The organism is Binatus sp. (SeqCode), assembly GCF_050013435.1.
Classification (GTDB): Bacteria; Desulfobacterota; Binatia; order Binatales; family Binataceae; genus Binatus.
This window is the reverse complement of the sequence record NZ_JBEKFG010000022.1, coordinates 1-20,326: the sequence shown is the minus strand read 5'-3', so window position 1 is coordinate 20,326 and position 20,326 is coordinate 1. Positions and strand designations below refer to the sequence as shown.

The window sequence follows — 20,326 nt, the reverse complement described above, 5'->3', positions numbered from 1 at the left end:
CCCGCCCGCTCATTTGACGATTGCTGCGGTTGGGGATAGTTTCCGCTCGCCGGGGACATTCATCGCCCGTTCCCCGCAATCTTCACGGAGGCTAACTCTTCATGGATATCAGCAAGGACAAGTTGCTCGAGATGTACCGCACGATGCAGAAGATCCGGCATTTCGAATCCAAGGCGCGAGACCTGGCGATGGCCGCCGAGCTTCCCGGCTTCGTCCACGTCTCCATCGGCGAAGAAGCTTCCGCCACCGGGGTCTGCGCCGCGCTGCGCAAGACCGATCGCATCACCTCGAACCATCGCGGCCACGGACATCTGATCGCCAAGGGCGGACGCCTCGATCGCATGATGGCGGAGATTTTCGGCAAGCGCACCGGCTACTGCAAAGGCAAGGGCGGCTCGATGCATATCGTCGATTACTCGCTCGGCATCCTCGGCGCCAACGGGATCGTCGGCGCTGGACTGCCTATCGCCACCGGCTCCGCGCTGGGCGCCGTGATCGCCGGCAAGGACGATGTCACCGTGGCGTTCTTCGGCGACGGCGCCTCCAACGAGGGCACCTTCCACGAGTCGCTGAACCTCGCGGCAGTCTGGAAGCTGCCGGTCGTCTTCGTATGCGAGAACAACGGCTTCGGCGAGTTCACTCCGATGGCGACCGTGACCTCGGTCAAAGACATCGCCGTGCGCGCGAAGGCCTACGACATTCCCGGCCATATCGTCGATGGCAACGACGTGCTCGAAGTCTTTCGCTTCACCAGCGAGGCCGTCGCACGCGCCCGCGCGGGCGAAGGTCCCACCCTGCTCGAATGCAAGACCTATCGATGGGAGGGGCACGTCGTCGGCGAACAGGCCTTTCTTGGCGACGGCTCCTATCGCGAGAAATCCGAAGTCGAGGAATGGAAGCGCAAATGCCCGCTGATTCGATTCGAGAAGTGGTGCGCAGAGAGCGGCAAGATAAGCTCGGCCGAACTTAAAAAGATCATCGCCGACACCGAAAAGGAACTCGCCGACGCGGTCGAATTCGCACGCTCGAGCGAACTGCCCGCACCGTCGGAAGTCACCGACGACGTTTACAACAACACCTGAGCACCCGCGATCGGAGAAATCGTCATGCCACAAATCAGTTTTATCCAGGCGATCAACCAGGCCATCGCCGAAGAAATGGAACGCGACCCGCTGACCTTCCTGATGGGCGAGGACGTCGTGCTCGGCGCGTTCGGCGCGACCAAGGGCCTTATCGACAAGTTCGGCGCCAAGCGCGTGCGCAACACCCCGATTTCGGAGGCCGGCTTCGTCGGCGCGGCGGTCGGCGCCGCGATGGCGGGGACGCGCCCGATTTGCGAAGTCGAATTCGCCAGCTTCTTCTATTGCGCCTTCGACCAGATCTGCAACCAGGCCGCCAAGCTCCGCTACATGTCGGGCGGACAGGCCACCATGCCGATCACGTTTCGCGCCGTGTTTGGCGCGATGGGGGGCGCGGCCGCGCAGCATTCCGAAACGGTGTACGCGCAATTTCTTAGCGTCCCCGGCCTCAAGCTGGTCGTCCCTTCGGACGCCTCCGACATGAAGGGCCTGCTCAAAAGCGCCATCCGCGACAACAATCCCGTGATTGTCTTCGAGCACGGCGCGCTCGGCTGGTCGCGCGGGGAGGTCCCCGACGGCGAGCACCTCGTGCCGCTGGGCAAGGCCGCCGTGAAGCGCCCCGGCGACAACGTAACGGTGGTCGCAATCGGCGCGATGGTGGCGAAGGCGATGAGCGTCGCGGAAAAACTCGAAAAGGAAAAAATCTCGGTTGAAGTAATCGATCCGCGCACGCTGGTTCCGCTCGACGAAAACGCAATCCTTGCTTCGGTCGAGAAAACCAATCGAATCGTGATCGCCGACGAAGGCCACCTGCGCGGCGGCGCCGCCGCGGACATCGCCGCGATCGTCGCCGACAAGGGCTTCGACTTCCTCGACGCACCGATCCGCCGCGTCACCTCGCTCGACGTGCCGATTCCGTTCAGTCCGCCGCTGGAAAAGGCGGCCATCGCGGACGAGGCTCGCATCGAAGCTGCGATTCGCGACGTGGCCGGTCGATAGCCGCGCCCGCCATTTGCGGAACTGACTGTGGCAGTCGAAGTTACGATGCCCAAGTTCGGGCTGACGATGCGCGAAGGAACGATTCAGCGTTTCTTCAAGGCCCAGGGTGATCGCGTCAACGCGGGCGAGCCGCTCTACGAGGTCGAGACCGAGAAAGTGCTCTACCAGGTCGAAGCGCCCGCGTCGGGTACGCTGGCGATCGCGATGTTCGACGAGGGCGCAACCGTTGAATGCGGCACGGCGATCGCCGTGATCGCGGAAGCGGGCGAGGATGTCGCCACCGTCGCGGCGCGCTATAGCAAATCCGCCCCTGCCCATCGCGCTTCACCCGCGACCTCGCCGCCGGCCACCAACCAGACCGCCGCGGTCAACCCGAGTCAGACCGCCGCGCCCAATGCGAGCGGGCGGGATCGAAAAACCGTAAGCCCGGTCGCCCGCAAACTCGCGTCTGAACTCGGCGTCGATCTCGATAAGATCGAAGGCAGCGGCCCCGGCGGACGGATCACTCGCGAAGACGTCGAGCGCGCCGCCAAATCCGCGCCGGCGCCCTCAGCGGGATCGGCGCCGTCCGCCGATCGCGTCGCGTTTCGTGGCGTGCGCAAGGTGATCGCCGAGCGGATGCATCAAAGCCTTCGCTCCAGCGCGCAGATCACTATCACCGCCGAAGCCGACGTGACGCCGGCGACCGAGTTACGCGCCCGCCGGTCCCGCGAATTCGATTTTTCGTACACCGACATGATGATTCATTCGGTCGCGCGCGCCCTGATGCGGCATCCGCGAATGAATGCGCGGCTCAACGAAAGCGGCAACGACACGGAGATTGTACTTTGCGCAAATGCGAACGTCGGCATCGCGGTCGCACTCGACGAGGGGCTGATCGTTCCGGTCGTGAATCGCGCCGAGAGCAAGCCACTTCGCGAGATCGCGGTCGAAAGCCGCGCACTCGGCGAAAAAGCGCGCGCCGGTCAGCTCAAACTCGAAGACGTAACCGGAGGCACGTTTACGATATCCAACCTCGGGATGTTCGGCATCGACGCGTTCACGCCGATTCTGAATCCCGGCGAGACCGGAATCCTCGGCGTCGGGCGAATTGTCGAGAAGCCGGCCGTCTATCGCGGCGAGATCGCCAAGCGCGCGATGCTTTGGCTGAGCCTCACTTTCGACCATCGAGTGCTTGACGGGGCGCCCGCCGCGCAGTTCCTTCAAAGCGTGATCGAACTCTTCAACTACGGCGCCTAATTCCCCCCGGATCCTGGCCTCGCCCTGCCAGGGCGAGGCCGACGCGAGTTGTCGAGCGTCGGGTGCGGGTCCAAATTCCAAATTTCTCTCCGTCATCTCGAGCACAGTGGAGGGACCCGGACCTTCGCTGCGCTCAGGTTGACGAGAAGACGAGCGGCGACTCGTGTCATTCTGAGTGAAGGCTGCCGGAGCGAAGAATCCCGGATCCGGGTTCCTTCGCTGCGCTCAGGATGACACAAAAAAAGTCCCAACCGGCCGTCAGGCCGCATCTTTCTTCTTCCCCCTGCGGGTGCAGGGTCCGCGCGCGACAACGGAGTGCGGCCTTAACATTGGGTGCAGGGCTCAGCCCCGCGGTGCAGGCGTCAGCCCTGCCCATCGCGTAGTCGCGAAAAGATGCGCTGCGCAGATTTTCGCGTCTTCTCACTGCGGTGCAGGGGTCACCCCTGCCCAGGGAAGTGTGAAACCCACGGTGGGTTTCACATTCAATAAAGTGATTTCCCCTTCCCCACTTGCCGCACTTTCGACCCATCAAGTAGTTGACGGCGGGGCCGCGACGGTGTTCCCTCATTCCGTGATCGAAAACATCTTCAACCTCGGCCCGCAATGAACCGCGCATCCGCCATCGCTGCGGCATCCCTGTTGACGTGGGTTGCTCTATCCGGCTCCGCTTTGGCCGCCCCGGCGTCCGCATCCGCGGCGCCCAACATTTTGCCGTCTGAATCGATGGGGGTGTCGAAGGCGCCGCCTCCGCAACCGATCAATTGGGACAAGGTCACCCAGGAAGCGACCGACCTGCTTTCCAGGTACATCCAGCTCAACACCACCAATCCGCCGGGCAACGAGATCGAAGCGGCGCGGATGCTCAGGGAAAAATTTCTGACCGACGGGATTCCCGCCACGACCTGGGAGCCGCAGCATGGGCGCGGAATTGTCGCGGCGCGCCTGCGCGGGATCGGCAAGCATACCAAGTCGATCATCCTGCTGAGCCACATGGACGTGGTGCCCGCCAACCCCAAGGAATGGGAGGTGGCGCCGTTCTCGGGCGCCGTCAAGGACGGAAAAATCTGGGGACGCGGCTCGATCGACGACAAGGGCCCCGGCGTGATCGAGCTGATGGCGATGCTGGCGATCAAGCGCGCGGGCATCCTGCTCGATCGCGACGTGCTGTTTGTCGCCACCGGCGACGAGGAAGCAGGCGGCAAGAACGGCGCGGGATGGTTCGTCGATCACGAGGCCAACGTCATCTCCGACGCCGGCTATCTGATCAACGAAGGCGGCGGCATTCGCGCGCTATCCGACGCCAAGCGCAAGGTTTACGTGGTCTCCGTCACCGAAAAGACGCCGCTGTGGCTCAAGCTTACCGCCAGCGGCCCGGCCGGGCACGCCTCCGATCCGCCCGCGGAAACCGCGGTCACGCGGCTGGTGCGCGCGCTGGATAAATTGAGCGAGTACAAAACGCCCATCCACGTCATCGGGCCGGTGAATGATTACTACCACACGATGACGGAGCTCGATCACGGACCCAGGCAGCTTCTCGATCTCGCCGCCGCGCTGAAGGACCCCGCTTACCTCAAGGGATTTCTTGACGACCCCGGTCAGAACGCGCGGGTGCGCGACACGATCACCCCGACGGTGCTGTCTGCCAGCGATAAGACCAACGTGATCTCCGAGACGGCGTACGCCGAAGTCGATTGCCGCCTGCTGCCGGGCAGCGATCCCAAGACGGTCATGAACGACATCAAAAAGGTGATCGCCGACGACAGCATCAAGCTCGACGTGATCCTCAATTTTCCCCCGATCTCGTCGCCGTCGCGCTCGCCGCTGATGACCGCGATTGCGACGCTGGCCAAAGATCACGACCGGGCCACCGTCGTGCCCTCGATGATCATCGGATTCACCGACAGCCATTACTTCCGCCATAAAAAGATCGTCTCCTACGGTTTCATTCCGGTCGAAGTAAATCCCGCCGAAGCAAAAGGCGTTCACGGAATCAACGAGCGAATCGGCGTGAAGGAACTCGCTGACGGGATTCAACGGATGGTCGAGTTGCTGCGGATTTTCGGGAGCCGGTAGCAGGTGACGGGATGATTCGAGCCGGCGCCGGTTTCTCGACTGCGCCCAATCCGCGGAGCGCCGCCGCCGAGGCCACCGCCGCCGCGCTCGCGCAGGCGGGGCTGAGCCGCGCCAACGGCGCGCTTTGCTTCGCCACTCCGGCTTACGGCGCAGCGTATCCGATGATCCTGCGCACGGTGGCTTCCCAAGCGCATACGCGCGAAGTCGCGGGATGCTCGAGCATGGGCGTCATCGCGGGCGAGACCGAAATCGAATCGGGAAACGCGCTGGCCGTGATGGTGTTCGGCGGCGAAGACATTCACGCCACCCGATTCTTCGTGCCGACCCTTCGCGGCCGCGCCGCGGGCGTGGCGGCGGAAGTGGCGTCCGCGGTGCGCTCGCAGCTCGGCAAATCGAACCTGCTGATTCTTTTTGCCGATACTTACAACTTCGAAGCCGAGGCGACGCTCGAAGCGCTCGGGACCGAACTGCCCGGCGTGATGATTGCGGGCGGCGGTGCGAGCGAAGACGGCTCGATCGGCGAGACCTTTGTTTTCTGCGGCGATACGGTCAGCTCGAACGCGGTCTCCGGGATGCTGCTGGCGGGAGACTTCGAGCCGACTGTGGCGAGCTCGCTGGCATGCGGCCCGATTGGAACGGCGCATCGCGTGACCGCCGCGCGCGACAACATACTGATCGAGCTCGACGGCCGGCCGGCTTACCAGGTCTTCGCCGAGACCGTCGGCCCCCTGGCCGGCGACCTGCGCCGCGCGCTGAGCTACGTCTTCGTTGCAATTCCGGTGTACGAGAACGCACAGGCGATCGAGCGCGGACAATTTGTCGTGCGCAATATCGTCGGCGCCAGCGAGGAACACGGCGTTATCGCGGTCGCATTCCAGCCCAGGGTGGGCGACACGGTCGGTTTCGTGTTGCGCGACCCCGAGCTATCGCGCCAGGACTTGAAGGCGACGCTGGAACAATTGAACGACCGCCTCGACGCGCCTCCCGCGTTCGGTCTGTACTTCGATTGCGTCTCGCGCGGCGCCGGACTCTACAACATCCCGGGTCACGATTCCGCGTACATCAGGCGCTACCTTGGACCCGTTCCGATCGCGGGGTTCTTCACCGGATTCGAAATCGGCTCGCTCGCGGAGCAGACCTCTGTGCTCCAATACTCGGGCGTCCTCGCGCTGATATCGGGAAGAAAAACCTAAAGGACGCGCGCCGGCAGCTTGCGCGTCACCAGCATCGCGATCCGATAGGTGAAATGCAGTTCGCCGTCGATTCGCACAGGACGCGCGCCGCTTAGATCTTCGTCCGCATCCCGCTGGACCATCGCGAGTGCTTTCGCTGCGCGCTCCGGCGACGTATGCGCCGCCTTGATCCATTGCGATACCGCAACGCGGTAGCCGTGCGACGTAAACCTCACTATCTCGAGGCCGGCCGCGCCCATCATCCGGATTAGCTCGCTCATCGCGAGCGCACTGGTATGCGACGTGTCGCGCAGCCTTTCGAATTGGTTGTAGTACGCGGCGCGCTCGGGCTGTTCGCTGGCGATCAAATCCTCGATCGCCACCAGTCCGTCAGCGCGGCACACTCGCGCCATCTCGGCGATCACTTTCTCCGGCGCGGCGAAATGATGAATCGCAAACCGGCACACGACGACGTCAAATTCGCCGTCGTTGAACGGCAAGCGTGACTCGACGTCGCCCTTCTGGAAGCGGACGTTGGCCAGTCCCCGCTTCGAGCGCATCTGCTCGGCAATCTTGAGCGGCGCGTCGGTCAGGTCGATGCCGACGACTTCGCGGCACAGCGGCGCAAATGCCATCGCGACGTGCCCCGGTCCGGTGGCGACTTCCAGAACGCGCGCATGGGCAGGCGGCGCGACAATCTCGACCAGCTTGCGCAGATGCTCGCTGTCAACTATCGCAGGGGCGGTCGCGTAATCAGCCGCCTGCCGCGTGAATTCCTCGCGGACGAGATCTTTGTGTTCCATATGAGCGGTGCGCGGCACCGATTGCCGAGCGCTGTGATGGTTCCAATCAGTCGATTCCGATGCGCCTATTGTCGCGGTTCCCGGGCGCAAATCAAGCGCGCAACCGGCTGCGTCGCGGGATTCCCGGCGCTTGCACGCCCGAAAGCCTTAGTGGTACCTGAAAGATGGATTCGAGCGGTTTCAACCGCAGGATTCCCCATCGAGAAAACGGAGGAACGAAAGTTGGATTTCGGATTTTCTGAAGAACAAGAGATGCTTCGGGATGCGGCCAAGCGCTTTCTGGCCGACAACTGCCCGTCCAAGTTTGTTCGCCAGATGATGGCGGACGCGACCGCACACGACCCCGCTTTCTGGAAAAAGCTGGTCGATCTCGGATGGCCTGGGCTGCTCATCCCGGAGAGTTACGGCGGCCAGGGCGGCAGTTTCCTCGACATGACGGTGATCGTCGAAGAAGCCGGCAAGGTTCTGGTGCCGGGACCCCTGTTCACCTCCGCGCTGCTAGCGGCGCCGCTGCTTATAGAAGGCGGCTCGGACGAGCAGAAAAAAAATCTCCTGCCGCGCATGGCAAAGGGCGAATTTATCGGCACCGTAGCGATCGCCGAAGCCTCGGGCCGCTTCGACGCCGAGGGAGTCCAGCTCAAGGCGACCAAGAGCGGCAAGGAATACACGATCACCGGCGAGAAGTTTTTTGTGCCCGATGCGCACGTGGCTAACGGGATGGCGGTTGCAGTCCGCACCGGCGGCAGCGGCGAAAAAGGAATTACGATTCTGACCGTTCCCACCACCGCGAAAGGCCTCGCGATCACCCAGCTCAAGACGGTCGATATGACGCGGCGGCTATGCCACGTGAAGTTCGACAATGTGAAAACCTCCGAACTTATCGGCAAGGAAGGCGAGGGATGGCCGATCCTGCGGCGCACACTCGACATCGCAACCGCGGGGCTGGCGGCCGAGATGGTCGGGACGGCGCAGCGGGCGCTCGACATGTCGGTCGAATACGCCAAGACGCGCGTGCAATTCGGCAAGCCGATCGGATCGTTTCAAGCCGTCAAGCATAAGTGCGTGGACATGATGGTCGCGGTCGAGAACGCGCGCTCGCTGACCTACTACGCATGCTGGACCGTGGACACCAATGCCGCAGAGGCGGCGACTGCGGTGCCGATGGCGAAAGCGTACGCGTCCGACATGGCGAAGAACGTCACGTCGGAGGCGATCCAGGTGCACGGCGGCATCGGATTCACCTGGGAGCACGACATGCACCTGTATCATCGGCGCGCGCTGGCGGGAGAAGCCAATTTCGGCAACGCCCCGGTGCATCGCGAGACCGTGGCGAAGTCCCTGCTGGGCTGATCGCGACAACTATATTGATCGGTAGAGGGCCGGGGGTGATGAACCCGCGGCCCTTTTTGTTTCCGCGACGGCGGGATGAACTATGGCGGAGAGCCTAGGCGGTGGACTTCGCCTTTTCCTCTTGTTCGGCGGCGGCGTTGCGCGCGGCGAGCCGATCGCGCATCGCGCGATGGCTCTCGCGGGTGATTGGATAGCGCGTGAAAACCAGCGCACTGAGCAAGTAGAGCGACGCGGGACCGAGCGCAAAGAGCGAGCGCAGATTCTCCCCCGCTTGCTCCGTGATCCCGCCGACGCCGGGCTTGTAACCGACCCAGCTCAGGACCGGGCCGACCAGCAGCAGCGAAACCGCGAGCGCCATCTTTATCGACATCGAGGTGATCCCGCCGTAGGCGCCCTCCTGGCGCTGGCCGGTGCGCTCCTGGTCCCATTCGATCACGTCCGCCGACGCCGAAATTTGCGTGACCCAAATCCCGATGGCCGAGAATCCGCTGAACGCCATCAAACAATAAAGCGCCCAAGTGCTTTCCCGGGTCATCAGCATCAACAGCAACGAGCCGAGCGCGTTGCAGATCATCGCGACCACAAAGGCCGGCTTTTTTTCGAACCTGACCGTGATCCTGAACCAGAACGGATACGAGACCGCCGATCCGACGAAGTACGCCATCAACCATCGCGCCGCCGCGTTCTCGTCGTGATACCAGTAGGTGGCCAGGAACCGCATCAGGACGGTCGGAATGTTGATGGCCATCACGGCCAGCGTGGTCGCGATCAGCAGAATGACAAACGGCCGATTGCCTGCGACCGATTTGAGCGACGCGAACAGCCTGGAACGCTCGCGCGTGGAAAATTCCGCGCGTTCGCGAAGACCCGCATACGCGAGCATCGCACCGCCGGCGACCACCAGACCGCAGATCGCGCCGGTGACTTTGAAATCAGTGCCGCGCGCGAACAGGTACGAGGCAGCAAATGGCAACAGCGCTCCGCTGATGTCGCCGACCGTGCCCAGCAGCTGGCGGAAGGTGGAGAGCTTGGTGCGTTCGTCGTAGTCGAGCGTGAGTTCCGGCATCAGCGCGCCGTACGCGGTTTCAAAGAACTTCCGCGACGTGAGCATCAGGAAATAGAAACCGATAAACCACGCAAACAGCCCCGCGCCCCGCAGCGGCGGCGGCGAGAGCAGCAGGTAGTAGCAGACCGCCATCGGAATTGACGCGATAAAAAACGGCCGGCGCCGTCCCGACTTGAAGCGCGCGCGATCGGATATATTGCCAACCAACGGGTCGGTCAGCGCGTCGACCACGAGCGCCAGGAAGAATGCAAGCCCGGCCAGCGATGGAGAGAGCCCGTTGCGATCGGTATAGAAATAGAGCAGGTGAAGCCCGAGCAGAGTCGCGCACAGGTTGAGGCCGGTCTGCGCCTGCGCGTAGATTAACAGGGGACGAAGGCCAATCTTCTCGCTCAAATCCTGGTTTGACACAGGCCGCAGAGACTACCCGATAGACATGCCTACTTACAAAGCGATTGCAATTTGCGGTCGGACTCGACTATCGAGATGGCGATGAGAACCGTCGACCGCACACCGATCCGTGAATGCCGACTGCTACTGTGGCCGGTCGCACTGCTTTTGACGCTCGCGCTGACGACGCAGGGATGCTCGCAGGTCAAGTCGCTGTGGGGTTCCGGCGACGACACCGATCTCGACGATGCGGCCTACGCCAACGAAGGTGAGCCGCTGCCGCCTCCAATCGCCAACGTCGCGATCAGCTACCGGCGCCCCGGCGATGCGCTCGCACGCGCGACCGTAATCAAGTACTTCGGCGCCGAAGTGATCGCGAACCATCAGCGTGACGCGTCGCATACCGAGTCGGTGGTGCGATTCGATGGCGGCGTACCGATCTGGGAGTTCAAAGCCGACGAAGGCACATTTGGTTCGATCACCGGCGTCGGGGCGGCCAAGTACACGCTCAACAATATCGAGTACGCGAAACTGCCCCCGCACTTCACGCAGATACTACCCGAGGAAGGACCGCCAGAGCCGCTCGATCGCGGCGCTTACTACGTCTTTCAGATCGAGCGTCAGTCGGGCTCGAGCAGCTACCAGGCGGTCAAGGTGCAAGCCGATGGGTCGCTTCAGGCCTACAACGCTCAACCCCGGGCGGGCAGCAGTTACCTGCTGTGTTGCAACGTCACGGTGGATTTCCCCGAGCCGGTGATCCTGCCCGAGACCACTCAAGACACCGGCGCCGGGAGCGCGCCGCCCGATGAATCTCCCGACCAATCCGGTGGTTCCGCGGGTGGCGCGCCATAGCGGTTTTGCCGCTCCTTCTGACGAGTAGGCACCGCTTCACGCAGACCAAGCAACGGTAATGAAAGAGCTTCTGTTTACAGCAATGGTGGGCGCAAGCGTTGGGTATTTGATGGTCAGCATCACGGCGTGGGAACTGCGCTGGCATAACGCATTTCGCGCAACTGGTCAGGAGGTCAGTGCCGGTTTCGACCTCTTCCGATTTGCGCTCCCTGGGATTGCATTTGTGTTGATTATTGGGTCTTGGGCTTTCCTCGACTTTTGCGGCATCCCGATTCGCGGCCATGCCCCCATCGTGGTCTGGACAATTTCTTTCTCCGTTGCGTTTTTTCCTCGGCGGATCATCTTGGAATTAAAAAAACGCGCGGAAGACGCCGCTCGCATTCGCGCCCATCCGTATGATCCACTCAGCGGCAAAGTCAGTGGCATAGCCAAAGATGATCTATATAGACATCGATGCTAGGAATAAGGCTTGCCCTTAATCACGCCTTTTCGCGTACTCACAGGGACTTTTATGGGCTGGTATCAAGTTGCTTACAATCCCCCTCTTTTCCAGCCGCCGACCGCCTGATTTGAGTCCCACTGATTTCGAAATTCTCTAATGAATCGGCTTGGTTGGCCGATCCTGAGGGGTATCTCATTCATGAATCTATATTCAGTAATGAATCAGTAATCGTAATTGACTCACGATTCATTTTCGATTAATAGCTGGATTAGTGGGTCAAGTTAATCGAGAACTAAGCGATGCTCCGAATCGATTCGATCGGCGCCGTGAGAAGACGCGTGTCGATCTGATCGAGGCGGCCGAATGCGTCATCTCAAGGAAGGGGTACCATCAGACGCGAATCGCCGACATCGCGACTGAAGCCGACGTCGGGCTGGGCACCTTCTACCTGCACTTCAAGACCAAGAACGAAATTTTTATCGAGCTGATCGAGCATGGCGCGGCCGAATTGCGGCGCGAACTCGCCGAGGCGAAGGCTGGGGTCCATACGCCCGCCGAGAAGCTCAAAATCACGATCGATACGATTCTCGACGCGGCGGCCGAGGCGCCCGAACTGTTTCGGATAGTGTTCGGCCACAGCCCTGCATTTCTGGATCTGATGGTCCGCGTCCACGACGTATTCATCGACGACCTGCGCGACGAGTTGGCTCCCGCGGTCGGTGAGCACGCCGATGCGATTGCGCATCTCACGATCGGGATGTTGTCGCAGGCGATTTCATGGCTGCTCGCCAGCGGCGATCTTTCCCACGCGGAACTGAAAAACGTCACCGTAAATTTTGCCCTGGGCGGACTCGAGCGCGCGGCACGGCTCGGCGCCCCTTGAATCTGGAGGATTGTCACGATGGCTCAAGAACGCACCGTTGTCAGCACACCGCTCGAAAGCATTTTCCACTGGGACTACAGCGTGAAGTTCCCGCAGATGGATAAGCTGTACGAGAACGCCAAGCGCGATCAGTGGAACGTCTCGACGACAATCAACTGGGACCGCCCGATCGAGAAAGAAGTTCTCGACATGACCATGATGCCGATGTTCCAGACCGAGCTTTATAAATCGCTCAGCGAGGAGAACAAGTACCAGCTCGGCCGCAAGTTCGCCGCGTGGCGGCTCTCGCAATTCCTGCACGGCGAGCAAGGCGCGCTGATGGTCTGCGGACAGTTGGTTGACGCGGTGCCGGACCTCGACGCCAAAATGAATGCGGCGGCGCAGGTCTTCGATGAAGCGCGTCACGTGGAAGGCTTCCGCAAGTACATCACCAAGCTCGATCGCATCTACCCGATCGATCCCACGCTGGAGCGCCTGCTGCGCGCAGTCCTGGAGCACGATCGCTGGGAGCCGAAATACGTCGGGATGCAAATCGTCGCCGAGGGACTGGCGATCGCGGCGTTCCGTTTCATGCAGCGCGAGACCAAGGACGAGCTGCTCAAGGAACTGCTCGAGTACATCATGAAGGACGAGGCGCGCCACATCGGCTTCGGGATGCTCGCGCTGCGCGACGCCGTGACCAAGCTCAAGGGCAAGGACAAGAAGGATCTCGAGGACTTCGCCTTCACGGCGTGCGACATGATGGTGACCAAGGTCGTTGACGGCAAACCGAAGGACGGCTTCCTGTCGGGCACGGACGTGTTCGAGGAAGTTGGCATCTCGATCAAGGACATCGAGGACGAGCTGCATCGCAACCCGGCGTGGGCGGCGGCGGAGAACGACATGGAAAAGCAGTTCAACTCGTTCCTGTTCGTCGATACGATCATTCCATGCCTGCGGCAAATCGATCTGATCAACGATCGCACCGAGTCGTGGTATCAGCAGCTCGGCGTGATGCAGATGGCGTCGGCCGCATAGCGCGCGATCAGCACACTGTGAATGATGAAGGGCCGGACGTCCTCGACCGGCCCTTCCTTTTGTCTGAGCCTGCCGAGATGTCGATGTGCTACTCCCGAAACTTTGCGAGCGCGGCGCCGGAGAGCTTGTAGTTAGGCTCGCCGAATTCTTCATCGATTCCGCCCGTCGGCTCGAAGCCGATGCTCTTGTACAGTGTCGCGGCGTTGGTGTTAGTGCGAAAGCAGGTTAGCTGCACGGCGCGGCATCGCGGATAGCGCGCGACGATCATCTTGATCGTCTCCACGACTGCGGCGCGTCCGTAGCCCTTACCCTGATGCGCCGCGTCGATCATGATGTCGTCGATCCAATAATCGTCAGCGCTGGCAGGGTCGCATACGGTGGTCGAGTATCCTACCACCTCGCCTACGGCCACGATGAGATGCGGCAGATGCTCGAATTGGTCGCCGAACAGCCGCACGTAGCATCGCGCGAGCGTCCATCGCGGCGGCGTGACGAAACTGGTCTGCTCGGGCCGAAGCTGCATTATGAACAGCTGGCGGTAATTGCGCCGATCGACAGGCTCGAGAACGACTTCGCGGGCGGCCGGCTTCATGATTGCATTTGCACGAAGATGTCGCGCGCGTGCTCGTCGCTGATGCGCTTGACCGAGGTAATCCGATCCGCGAACTGCGCCAGCGACGACATCTCCGCCGAGCCCACGTCAACCAGCACCGCAAAGATCGAGAAATCCAGTTCGTGCTTGCGCTCGCGCAGCCGCGCCAGCCAATCCGGACTCACCTGCGATTCGCCGTCGGTGATGATCACGATGTCACCGCGCTTGAGTTTCTTTTCGCCAAGCAGTTCGACCGCCGCGTCGATTGGCGCCTCGAAGTCGGTGCCGCCGCCGGGGAAGTACTCGGCCATCTCGACGACTTTGTTCAAGTCGGGCTGATAGCGCCGCTCGCGATTGAGGTCGAGCACCTTGAGGCTCACGTCGCCCGAGGAAAACATAACGGCGCGGAACAGCCGGCGCTGGCGCCGCGCGATATCCATCAGCGTCAGCGCTACGGCCTTGGACCACATCTCCTTGTCGCCCTGCATCGAGGAGCTCACGTCGATACACACGATCATCGGGCCCCTGCCCTTTTGCTCGTCGTCGCGCAGCCGGTACTGAAGGACGGCGCCTTCGAGCACGCGGCGATGGAAATCGCGCTTGAGCACGGGATGATGCATCGCGAGCAGCTCGGCGGGAATCAGGCGTCCGAGCTCGCTGCCGAGCTCGATGTCGTAGGCTTCAGCGACGCCGCGCTCGAGCGTTTTGCGCTTCAGCGCGCGCGCGTCCTGCTTGAACCGCCCGACCATCCGCGCCAGCTCGCCGAGTTTTTTGTTTCGCGCCAGCCGCCGCCCGAGCTCAAGGCGCGCACCGGCCGCGACGCGTCCGCCCTGGCCGAATTCGCGGCTGAAGTCGTGACTGTCCTCGGCGGCTTGATCGATTTCCCGGGCCAGCTCGGCGGTCTTGAGCTGCATGCGCTTGAGCGCGCTCTGATCGGCGCCCTTGAGTTGCGTTTCGAACTGCCGCGACTTCTGATTGAGCCGCGCCTCGGAGACCTTGGCCGCGCGTTCGGCCGCATCGGCCATCTCCGCGAGTTCTTTTTGCGTTTTCGTTGCCCGCTCTTTTTTTTCTTCGCCGGGATCGGATTGGTTTTCGTTGTCTTTCGATTCCTGGATATCGTTGACGGCCTTCATCGCCTCGGCACGGGCTTCGAGATCCTGCTCCTGGCGCGCAAGATCCCACAGATCGAGCATCTCACCGCGATTGATGAGCTCCTCGGATTTAATCATCTCGAGCGCATGCTCGCTCATCACTATCGCGGCGATCGCGGCCTTGTCTTCTTCGAGTGCGGTGCGCGATCGCAGCGCCTGGAACGGCGCTGACGGGACGATTTGCTCGAGGATGGTGCGGTTGAGCGCGGCCGCGTGGCGCACGTCGGCGGAGTTGCGGAAGACCGGATTCATCTTGAACAATGCGAAAAAGAGATCCTGCACCAGTGCGCCGAAATGAGGGACCAGCCGCCCGCCGGTTTCAGCGAGATCGGCGATCGAGGGAGCGTCGGCGACGATTTCATTCCACGTGCGCCGGTCGTAGCTGTCGCTCTCGAACCACGACGCATCAGTGGGCACCACCGGGACATATCGGCGCCGCGGCTGGATAATTTTGGCTTTTCGCGCCATCGGGATCGATCCTATGTCACTGAAAACCGGCTCGCCACGGCTGAAATCGATGCGATTGCGTCACCATGGTGCTTGAATGTATCGCTGGATGCGTAACACAATTGAAACAAGCGCTGCGCCGCGGATAGTTGGACCAATTGAAAGAGTGAGAAATGAACTTCGCGCGCCAGCGCCAACGAGATGACGCAGGAATCTGAAAGCAACCCGCTCTCGAACCGGCAGCACGCGTTGATCCTCGCGGCGGTGCAGGAATTCATCTCGACCGCCGAGCCTGTCGGTTCGGCGCAGATCGTCGCGCGCCATCAACTGGGCGTGCGCGCCGCGATGGTGCGCAACATGATGGCCGAGCTGGAAGACGGCGGTTACCTGCGTCAGCCGCACACCTCGGCGGGCAGGGTCCCGACCGAGAAGGCGTTTCGCTATTACGTCGATCATCTGGCCGCGGCGACCAGGATCGGCTTCGAGGATCGCGCGCAGATTGAGCTCCATTATTCGACCGCCGTGCGCAACCTCGGCGAAGTCCTGCGCGACACACCGCGGCTGCTCTCGATCCTGACGGGACAGGCGGCGCTGGTGATGGCGCCGCGGCTGGAGGCCTTGATCCTCGAGCGCGTCAACTTCGTGCGCCTGCGCGACAAGCAAGTGCTGGCGGTTTTCGTCGCCGCCAAAGGCGCGATGCAGAACCGGATTGTCGATACCGAGCGCGACCATTCGCAGGACGAACTCGATCGCATGGCGCGCTACCTCAACGAGTCACTCGAAGGACGGACGCTCGACGAGGCGCGCCGCTGGATCGAGGCGCAACTGCGCCAGGAGCGGGCCAACTACGATCGCTTCATGCACGACGCGCTTGCCCTGGGCGAGGCGATTGCGGACTACGTCGGGCGTCCGGAGCTTTACGTCGAGGGCAGCCTGCAGGCGCTGGAGCAGCCGGAGTTCTCGGATCGCGGCAAGATGCGCGAGCTGTTGCGCGCGCTCGACGATAAAACCGCGCTGCTCGAATTGCTCGAGCGCAGTCTGACCCACGCCGGGCTGACCGTGTCGATAGGCTCCGAGAACTACGACCCGCGCCTGTCGTCGTTGAGCGTGGTTGCGGCGTCGTACGCCAGTGGTTCCAGCGCGCTGGGCAGCCTGGCGATCGTGGGTCCGGTGCGGATGGACTACGACCGGGTGATACCGCTGGTCGAGTACACTGCGCGCGCGTTGTCGCGCTTGATGGAGTACTGAGTCCCCTCTTCAGAGCGATCAAGCCAAGGGCGGATCCTTATGGGCGTGCTACTGGAGGGTGGCTGGCGTCATCTGCCACAGGACGCTTATCGGGTAACTCGCAACCTCGCGCCAATCGGGAGCGCCTTTCTCGCGTAAGTAGCACTTGAGCAAGCGAGACCCGGCGGTCCCGATATGCATCCCGTTAAGTTGGGTGATGATTCTATGCGTCGCCCCTTCTTGCTTTAGGCTAAATTCCGCGACCGGACTTTGAAGCAGTACTGTAGCGGAACCATCCTCCATTATCATGCGCTGCTCAAATGTCTTTCCGACATCGCCAGGGGTCGCTTTAAAAATCGAAACTACCGCCCACGGCATTGGAATTGCGGCATTCGACGGAGGAGGGGGAGCGCCAGGCTTGAACTGAACGTTTATGTTCTCGATCAGGGATAGCAGCGAAACCACCTTGCTTTGCTCGTCAACGATGGCCTTCTCGCAAGCCGCAAAAATCAACAGTTTCGGCATGTAGACTAAGCGGCCATGGCGTTAGGGTTCCCAGTCAAGGTCCATGAAGTCCATGAATTTGAAGAATCTGCTGGGGAATCTGCTGGGAAATCAATACGAGATTCTTCTGTAGTGCCGGTCACCTCATAGGGAATCAGCCCCGCTTCGCTGAGTTGGGTTTCGGCGTCCCAGCCCGGTGGCGCTGCTTGCGCGCGACTAAACCAATGCGCACCATCCGCGATCCACCTGCGACGCAGCTCTGCATGTCCGGTCGCATAATCGTGGTAGCCGAAATGGGTGCCACAGCAAGGGCAGATCAAATCCTCCCGCGCAGGCCGTGGCAGGTCACGGTAACCGCATACTGGACATAAGTGTTTCATTTTTTGCACTGCCCCTTAAAATAAGCGGTATTATCCTTCTGATGGTGGATGGCCGGATTGGGTCTGTAATAGGTTTTTAGCACGCTATCACGGTCGCAAATCGCGAATTCATTCGTCACCGGGTCGAAGCGGATGGTATCGCCGTTACGCCTCACGCACTCCATCCTACCAGCCAATGGACCAGCAAGGAACGCAATGGCCGCGGTCTCGTAGTCTGCGGCGGATGCAAATCTCGGCTTAAATTCGCTTCCGTGCAATTGGAAATGATTCTCACGCTCCACGTTGCCGATAAAGCCGTATACGCTCGTTGGCACATTTCCCGCCCTTGAACCACGCGTCTTACCAGAACTACCGCCATCATGTCTAGCGCCGATAAGCACCGCCGGGGAATAACGGTCATCGGGTGTATGGGCGCATTGCAACAGAATCCCCCCGCTTCGCCGCTCCCTTCATTGCCCCTGGGTTTGCAGGCCGCGCCGACCCGCAAAAATCGGCGAAAATCCAACGATTCCGCCATTGCCGGCACTGGCACACGCATAAATCATGCTTACGTTTAATTTCGGTGCGGTTTTATTAAATGAGCAAGCGACACAAGCAGCCCCAGGACGGAAATCCCGCCATGGACGGGAGTGGCGAGCAGGCAGACGCTGGCGCTGAATCAGCGCACGGCGAGGGCACCCATACCTCGGCGGGGATCAACAGCGAACTGGATCCCTTACGCGCGCAGATCGCCGAAAAAGACAAGGAAATCGCCGAGCTGAAGGACAAGTATCTTCGCACGCTCGCCGACTCTGAAAATGCGCGCAAGCGAATCCGCCAGCAGAGCGAGGAATCGATCCGCATTCAGCGCGAGGCGATTCTCCGCGACCTGCTGCCGATCATCGACAACCTCGAGCGCGCGCTCGCGGCCGCCCGCGATGGCAATGACGCCAGGACGATCGTCGATGGCGTCGAGATGACAGTGCGGGCGCTGATCGATTTCCTGCGTGCGCAAGGCGTGACACCGCTGCAGTCGGTCGGCCAGGCATTCGATCCCAATCGGCATGAGGCGGTCGATCACGTGGCGTCGCAGGTGCATCCGCCGAACACCGTCGTCGATGAATTCCATCGCGGCTATCTGATCGGTGACCGGGTTTTGCGTCCGGCCCGCGTCTCGGTTGCGAAGCAGAGCGTGACCGATTCTGAAAAGCGAAACGGAGGCGAAAGCGATGCCTCCGGCATTGAAAACGATTGAAGCATGATTATCTCAACATCAGAGGATCTTTAGGAAAATGGCAAAAGTTATCGGCATCGACTTGGGCACGACGAATAGCTGCGTCGCGATCATGGAGGGTGGCGACCCCGTAGTCATCGCCAACTCCGAGGGCAGTCGCACGACGCCGTCGGTCGTCGCATTTACAGAAGCAGGCGAGCGGCTGGTTGGCCAGATCGCCAAGCGCCAGTCGATCACCAATCCAACCAATACGGTGTCCGCAATCAAACGCCTGATGGGCCGGCGCTATGATGACGCGGAAGTTCAGAAGGCGCTCAAGGTGCTGCCGTACAAGGTCGTGAAGAACGACGATGGCGCGGCGTTCGTCGAACTCCGCGGCAAGAAATATAGCCCGGCGGAAATTTCGGCGTTCGTTCTGCAGAAGATGAAGCAGACCGCCGAGGACTATCTCGGTGAGAAAGTCACCGAGGCGGTTATCACCGTGCCCGCGTATTTCAACGACAGCCAGCGCCAGGCCACCAAGGATGCGGGCCGCATCGCGGGCCTTACCGTGCTGCGGATCATCAACGAGCCGACGGCGGCGTCGCTGGCCTACGGTCTCGACAAGAAGAAGGACGAGAAGATCGCCGTGTTCGATCTCGGCGGCGGCACGTTCGATATTTCAATTCTTGAACTGGGCGAGGGAGTCTTCGAGGTCAAGGCGACCAACGGCGACACCTTCCTGGGCGGCGAAGATTTCGATCAGCGGGTCATCGATTACCTGGCCGACGAATTCCGCAAGGACCAGGGATTCGATCTGCGCAAAGATCGGATGGCGCTGCAGCGGCTCAAGGAAGCCGCCGAGAAGGCCAAGACTGAGCTGTCCACCGTGACCGAGACCGACATCAATCTGCCCTTCATCACCGCGGATCAGTCCGGCCCCAAGCATCTCAATATCAAGCTGTCGCGCGCCAAGCTCGAAGCGCTGTGCGCCGACCTGCTCGACCGGCTCGACGCACCATGCGTGACCGCGCTTCGCGATGCCGGCCTCAAGGCGAGCGAGATCGACGAGATCGTCCTGGTCGGCGGCATGACCCGGATGCCCGCGGTGCAGGAGCGCGTGAAGCGCCTGTTCGGCAAAGAGGGACATAAGGGCGTCAACCCCGACGAGGTGGTCGCGATCGGCGCCGCAATTCAGGCGGGCGTGCTCAAGGGCGAAGTCAAAGACGTCCTGCTGCTCGACGTGACTCCTCTGTCGCTCGGAATCGAAACGCTCGGCGGCGTGTTCACCAAGCTCATCGAGAAAAACACGACCATCCCCACCCGCAAGAGCCAGGTGTTCTCGACCGCGCAAGACAATCAGACCGCGGTCACGATTCGCGTCTTCCAGGGCGAGCGCGAGATGGCGTCGGACAACAAGCTGCTCGGCCAGTTCGACTTGATCGGAATCCCACCTGCCCCGCGCGGGCTG

At 61.6% G+C, this 20,326-nt stretch carries 19 protein-coding genes; 13 read left to right on the top strand and 6 right to left on the bottom strand.

Going from position 1 to position 20,326, the window contains the following annotated elements; all coding sequences use genetic code 11:
• The first annotated feature begins 101 nt into the window (after positions 1-101).
• From ABSB13_RS06465 to ABSB13_RS06445, 5 genes are all read left to right on the top strand, one after another.
• The gene (locus ABSB13_RS06465) at positions 102-1,082 is read left to right on the top strand and encodes a thiamine pyrophosphate-dependent dehydrogenase E1 component subunit alpha (RefSeq protein ID WP_428106628.1); all 981 of its coding nucleotides are present in this window, start codon (positions 102-104) and stop codon (positions 1,080-1,082) included.
• A 24-nt stretch (positions 1,083-1,106) separates the two neighbouring features.
• Positions 1,107-2,078, top strand: coding sequence for an alpha-ketoacid dehydrogenase subunit beta (locus tag ABSB13_RS06460; RefSeq protein WP_428106627.1), 972 nt, complete (start codon positions 1,107-1,109; stop codon positions 2,076-2,078).
• A gap of 27 nt (positions 2,079-2,105) precedes the next feature.
• Positions 2,106-3,317, top strand: a complete 1,212-nt coding sequence (locus tag ABSB13_RS06455; RefSeq protein WP_428106625.1) for a dihydrolipoamide acetyltransferase family protein — start codon at positions 2,106-2,108, stop codon at positions 3,315-3,317.
• A 639-nt stretch (positions 3,318-3,956) separates the two neighbouring features.
• A complete protein-coding gene (locus tag ABSB13_RS06450) occupies positions 3,957-5,390 on the top strand; it encodes a M20/M25/M40 family metallo-hydrolase (protein WP_428106622.1) in 1,434 nt (477 codons plus the stop codon).
• Positions 5,391-5,401: 11 nt separating this feature from the next.
• Positions 5,402-6,583 (top strand): FIST signal transduction protein, encoded by a 1,182-nt coding sequence (locus ABSB13_RS06445; protein ID WP_428106620.1) that lies wholly within the window; start codon positions 5,402-5,404, stop codon positions 6,581-6,583.
• Here ABSB13_RS06445 and ABSB13_RS06440 read toward each other — a convergent pair.
• On the bottom strand, positions 6,580-7,365 hold the full coding sequence (locus ABSB13_RS06440; RefSeq protein ID WP_428106617.1) for a class I SAM-dependent methyltransferase: 786 nt from the start codon (positions 7,363-7,365) through the stop codon (positions 6,580-6,582). The genes ABSB13_RS06445 and ABSB13_RS06440 overlap by 4 nt on opposite strands.
• Positions 7,366-7,587: 222 nt before the next feature.
• Between ABSB13_RS06440 and ABSB13_RS06435 the strand changes: the two genes are divergently transcribed.
• Positions 7,588-8,715 carry an acyl-CoA dehydrogenase family protein gene (locus tag ABSB13_RS06435; RefSeq protein ID WP_428106615.1) on the top strand — a complete coding sequence of 376 codons (1,128 nt, stop codon included), beginning with the start codon at positions 7,588-7,590 and terminating at the stop codon, positions 8,713-8,715.
• Positions 8,716-8,809: 94 nt separating this feature from the next.
• Here ABSB13_RS06435 and ABSB13_RS06430 read toward each other — a convergent pair whose 3' ends face one another.
• On the bottom strand, positions 8,810-10,174 hold the full coding sequence (locus ABSB13_RS06430; protein ID WP_428106613.1) for an MFS transporter: 1,365 nt from the start codon (positions 10,172-10,174) through the stop codon (positions 8,810-8,812).
• Positions 10,175-10,270: 96 nt separating this feature from the next.
• On the opposite strand from ABSB13_RS06430, the gene ABSB13_RS06425 reads away from it, so the two are divergent.
• From ABSB13_RS06425 to ABSB13_RS06410, 4 genes are all read left to right on the top strand, one after another.
• Entirely contained in the window at positions 10,271-11,020 is a 750-nt protein-coding gene (locus tag ABSB13_RS06425; RefSeq protein WP_428106612.1) for a hypothetical protein, read from the top strand.
• 58 nt (positions 11,021-11,078) lie between these two features.
• Positions 11,079-11,480, top strand: coding sequence for a hypothetical protein (locus ABSB13_RS06420; protein ID WP_428106611.1), 402 nt, complete (start codon positions 11,079-11,081; stop codon positions 11,478-11,480).
• 253 nt (positions 11,481-11,733) lie between these two features.
• A complete protein-coding gene (locus ABSB13_RS06415) occupies positions 11,734-12,345 on the top strand; it encodes a TetR/AcrR family transcriptional regulator (RefSeq protein WP_428106608.1) in 612 nt (203 codons plus the stop codon).
• Positions 12,346-12,363: 18 nt separating this feature from the next.
• On the top strand, positions 12,364-13,362 hold the full coding sequence (locus tag ABSB13_RS06410) for a ferritin-like domain-containing protein (protein ID WP_428106604.1): 999 nt from the start codon (positions 12,364-12,366) through the stop codon (positions 13,360-13,362).
• Positions 13,363-13,450: 88 nt separating this feature from the next.
• On the opposite strand, the gene ABSB13_RS06405 is transcribed toward ABSB13_RS06410, so the two are convergent.
• Complete coding sequence (locus ABSB13_RS06405; protein WP_428106602.1) at positions 13,451-13,954, bottom strand: GNAT family N-acetyltransferase; 504 nt, start codon at positions 13,952-13,954, stop codon at positions 13,451-13,453.
• Entirely contained in the window at positions 13,951-15,573 is a 1,623-nt protein-coding gene (locus ABSB13_RS06400; RefSeq protein ID WP_428106600.1) for a vWA domain-containing protein, read from the bottom strand. The genes ABSB13_RS06405 and ABSB13_RS06400 overlap by 4 nt, the downstream gene beginning before the upstream one ends.
• Positions 15,574-15,753: 180 nt before the next feature.
• On the opposite strand from ABSB13_RS06400, the gene hrcA reads away from it, so the two are divergent.
• Positions 15,754-16,800 carry a heat-inducible transcriptional repressor HrcA gene (gene hrcA / locus ABSB13_RS06395; RefSeq protein ID WP_428106598.1) on the top strand — a complete coding sequence of 349 codons (1,047 nt, stop codon included), beginning with the start codon at positions 15,754-15,756 and terminating at the stop codon, positions 16,798-16,800.
• 48 nt (positions 16,801-16,848) lie between these two features.
• Here the strand turns inward: hrcA and ABSB13_RS06390 are convergent, their stop codons facing one another.
• Together ABSB13_RS06390 and ABSB13_RS06385 are read right to left on the bottom strand one after the other, a co-directional pair.
• Positions 16,849-17,304, bottom strand: coding sequence for a hypothetical protein (locus tag ABSB13_RS06390; RefSeq protein ID WP_428106595.1), 456 nt, complete (start codon positions 17,302-17,304; stop codon positions 16,849-16,851).
• 355 nt (positions 17,305-17,659) lie between these two features.
• Positions 17,660-17,977: a hypothetical protein gene (locus tag ABSB13_RS06385; RefSeq protein ID WP_428106594.1), complete on the bottom strand. Its 318-nt coding sequence runs from the start codon at positions 17,975-17,977 to the stop codon at positions 17,660-17,662.
• 263 nt (positions 17,978-18,240) lie between these two features.
• Between ABSB13_RS06385 and grpE the strand changes: the two genes are divergently transcribed.
• Both grpE and dnaK read left to right on the top strand, forming a co-directional pair.
• Positions 18,241-18,897: a nucleotide exchange factor GrpE gene (grpE, locus tag ABSB13_RS06380; protein WP_428106593.1), complete on the top strand. Its 657-nt coding sequence runs from the start codon at positions 18,241-18,243 to the stop codon at positions 18,895-18,897.
• Positions 18,898-18,934: 37 nt separating this feature from the next.
• A partial coding sequence (gene dnaK, locus ABSB13_RS06375; RefSeq protein ID WP_428106590.1) for a molecular chaperone DnaK occupies positions 18,935-20,326 on the top strand: 1,392 nt, incomplete at its 3' end.

Excerpts from the sequence above, each read along its gene's own strand:
- ABSB13_RS06400 (WP_428106600.1), bottom strand. The coding sequence starts at position 15,573 with ATGGCGCGAAAAGCCAAAATTATCCAGCCGCGGCGCCGATATGTCCCG.
- ABSB13_RS06460 (WP_428106627.1), top strand. The coding sequence starts at position 1,107 with ATGCCACAAATCAGTTTTATCCAGGCGATCAACCAGGCCATCGCCGAA.
- ABSB13_RS06390 (WP_428106595.1), bottom strand. The coding sequence starts at position 17,304 with ATGCCGAAACTGTTGATTTTTGCGGCTTGCGAGAAGGCCATCGTTGAC.
- ABSB13_RS06420 (WP_428106611.1), top strand. The coding sequence starts at position 11,079 with ATGAAAGAGCTTCTGTTTACAGCAATGGTGGGCGCAAGCGTTGGGTAT.
- ABSB13_RS06445 (WP_428106620.1), top strand. The coding sequence starts at position 5,402 with ATGATTCGAGCCGGCGCCGGTTTCTCGACTGCGCCCAATCCGCGGAGC.
- hrcA (WP_428106598.1), top strand. The coding sequence starts at position 15,754 with ATGACGCAGGAATCTGAAAGCAACCCGCTCTCGAACCGGCAGCACGCG.
- ABSB13_RS06410 (WP_428106604.1), top strand. The coding sequence starts at position 12,364 with ATGGCTCAAGAACGCACCGTTGTCAGCACACCGCTCGAAAGCATTTTC.
- grpE (WP_428106593.1), top strand. The coding sequence starts at position 18,241 with ATGAGCAAGCGACACAAGCAGCCCCAGGACGGAAATCCCGCCATGGAC.
- ABSB13_RS06405 (WP_428106602.1), bottom strand. The coding sequence starts at position 13,954 with ATGAAGCCGGCCGCCCGCGAAGTCGTTCTCGAGCCTGTCGATCGGCGC.
- ABSB13_RS06465 (WP_428106628.1), top strand. The coding sequence starts at position 102 with ATGGATATCAGCAAGGACAAGTTGCTCGAGATGTACCGCACGATGCAG.
- ABSB13_RS06440 (WP_428106617.1), bottom strand. The coding sequence starts at position 7,365 with ATGGAACACAAAGATCTCGTCCGCGAGGAATTCACGCGGCAGGCGGCT.
- ABSB13_RS06425 (WP_428106612.1), top strand. The coding sequence starts at position 10,271 with ATGAGAACCGTCGACCGCACACCGATCCGTGAATGCCGACTGCTACTG.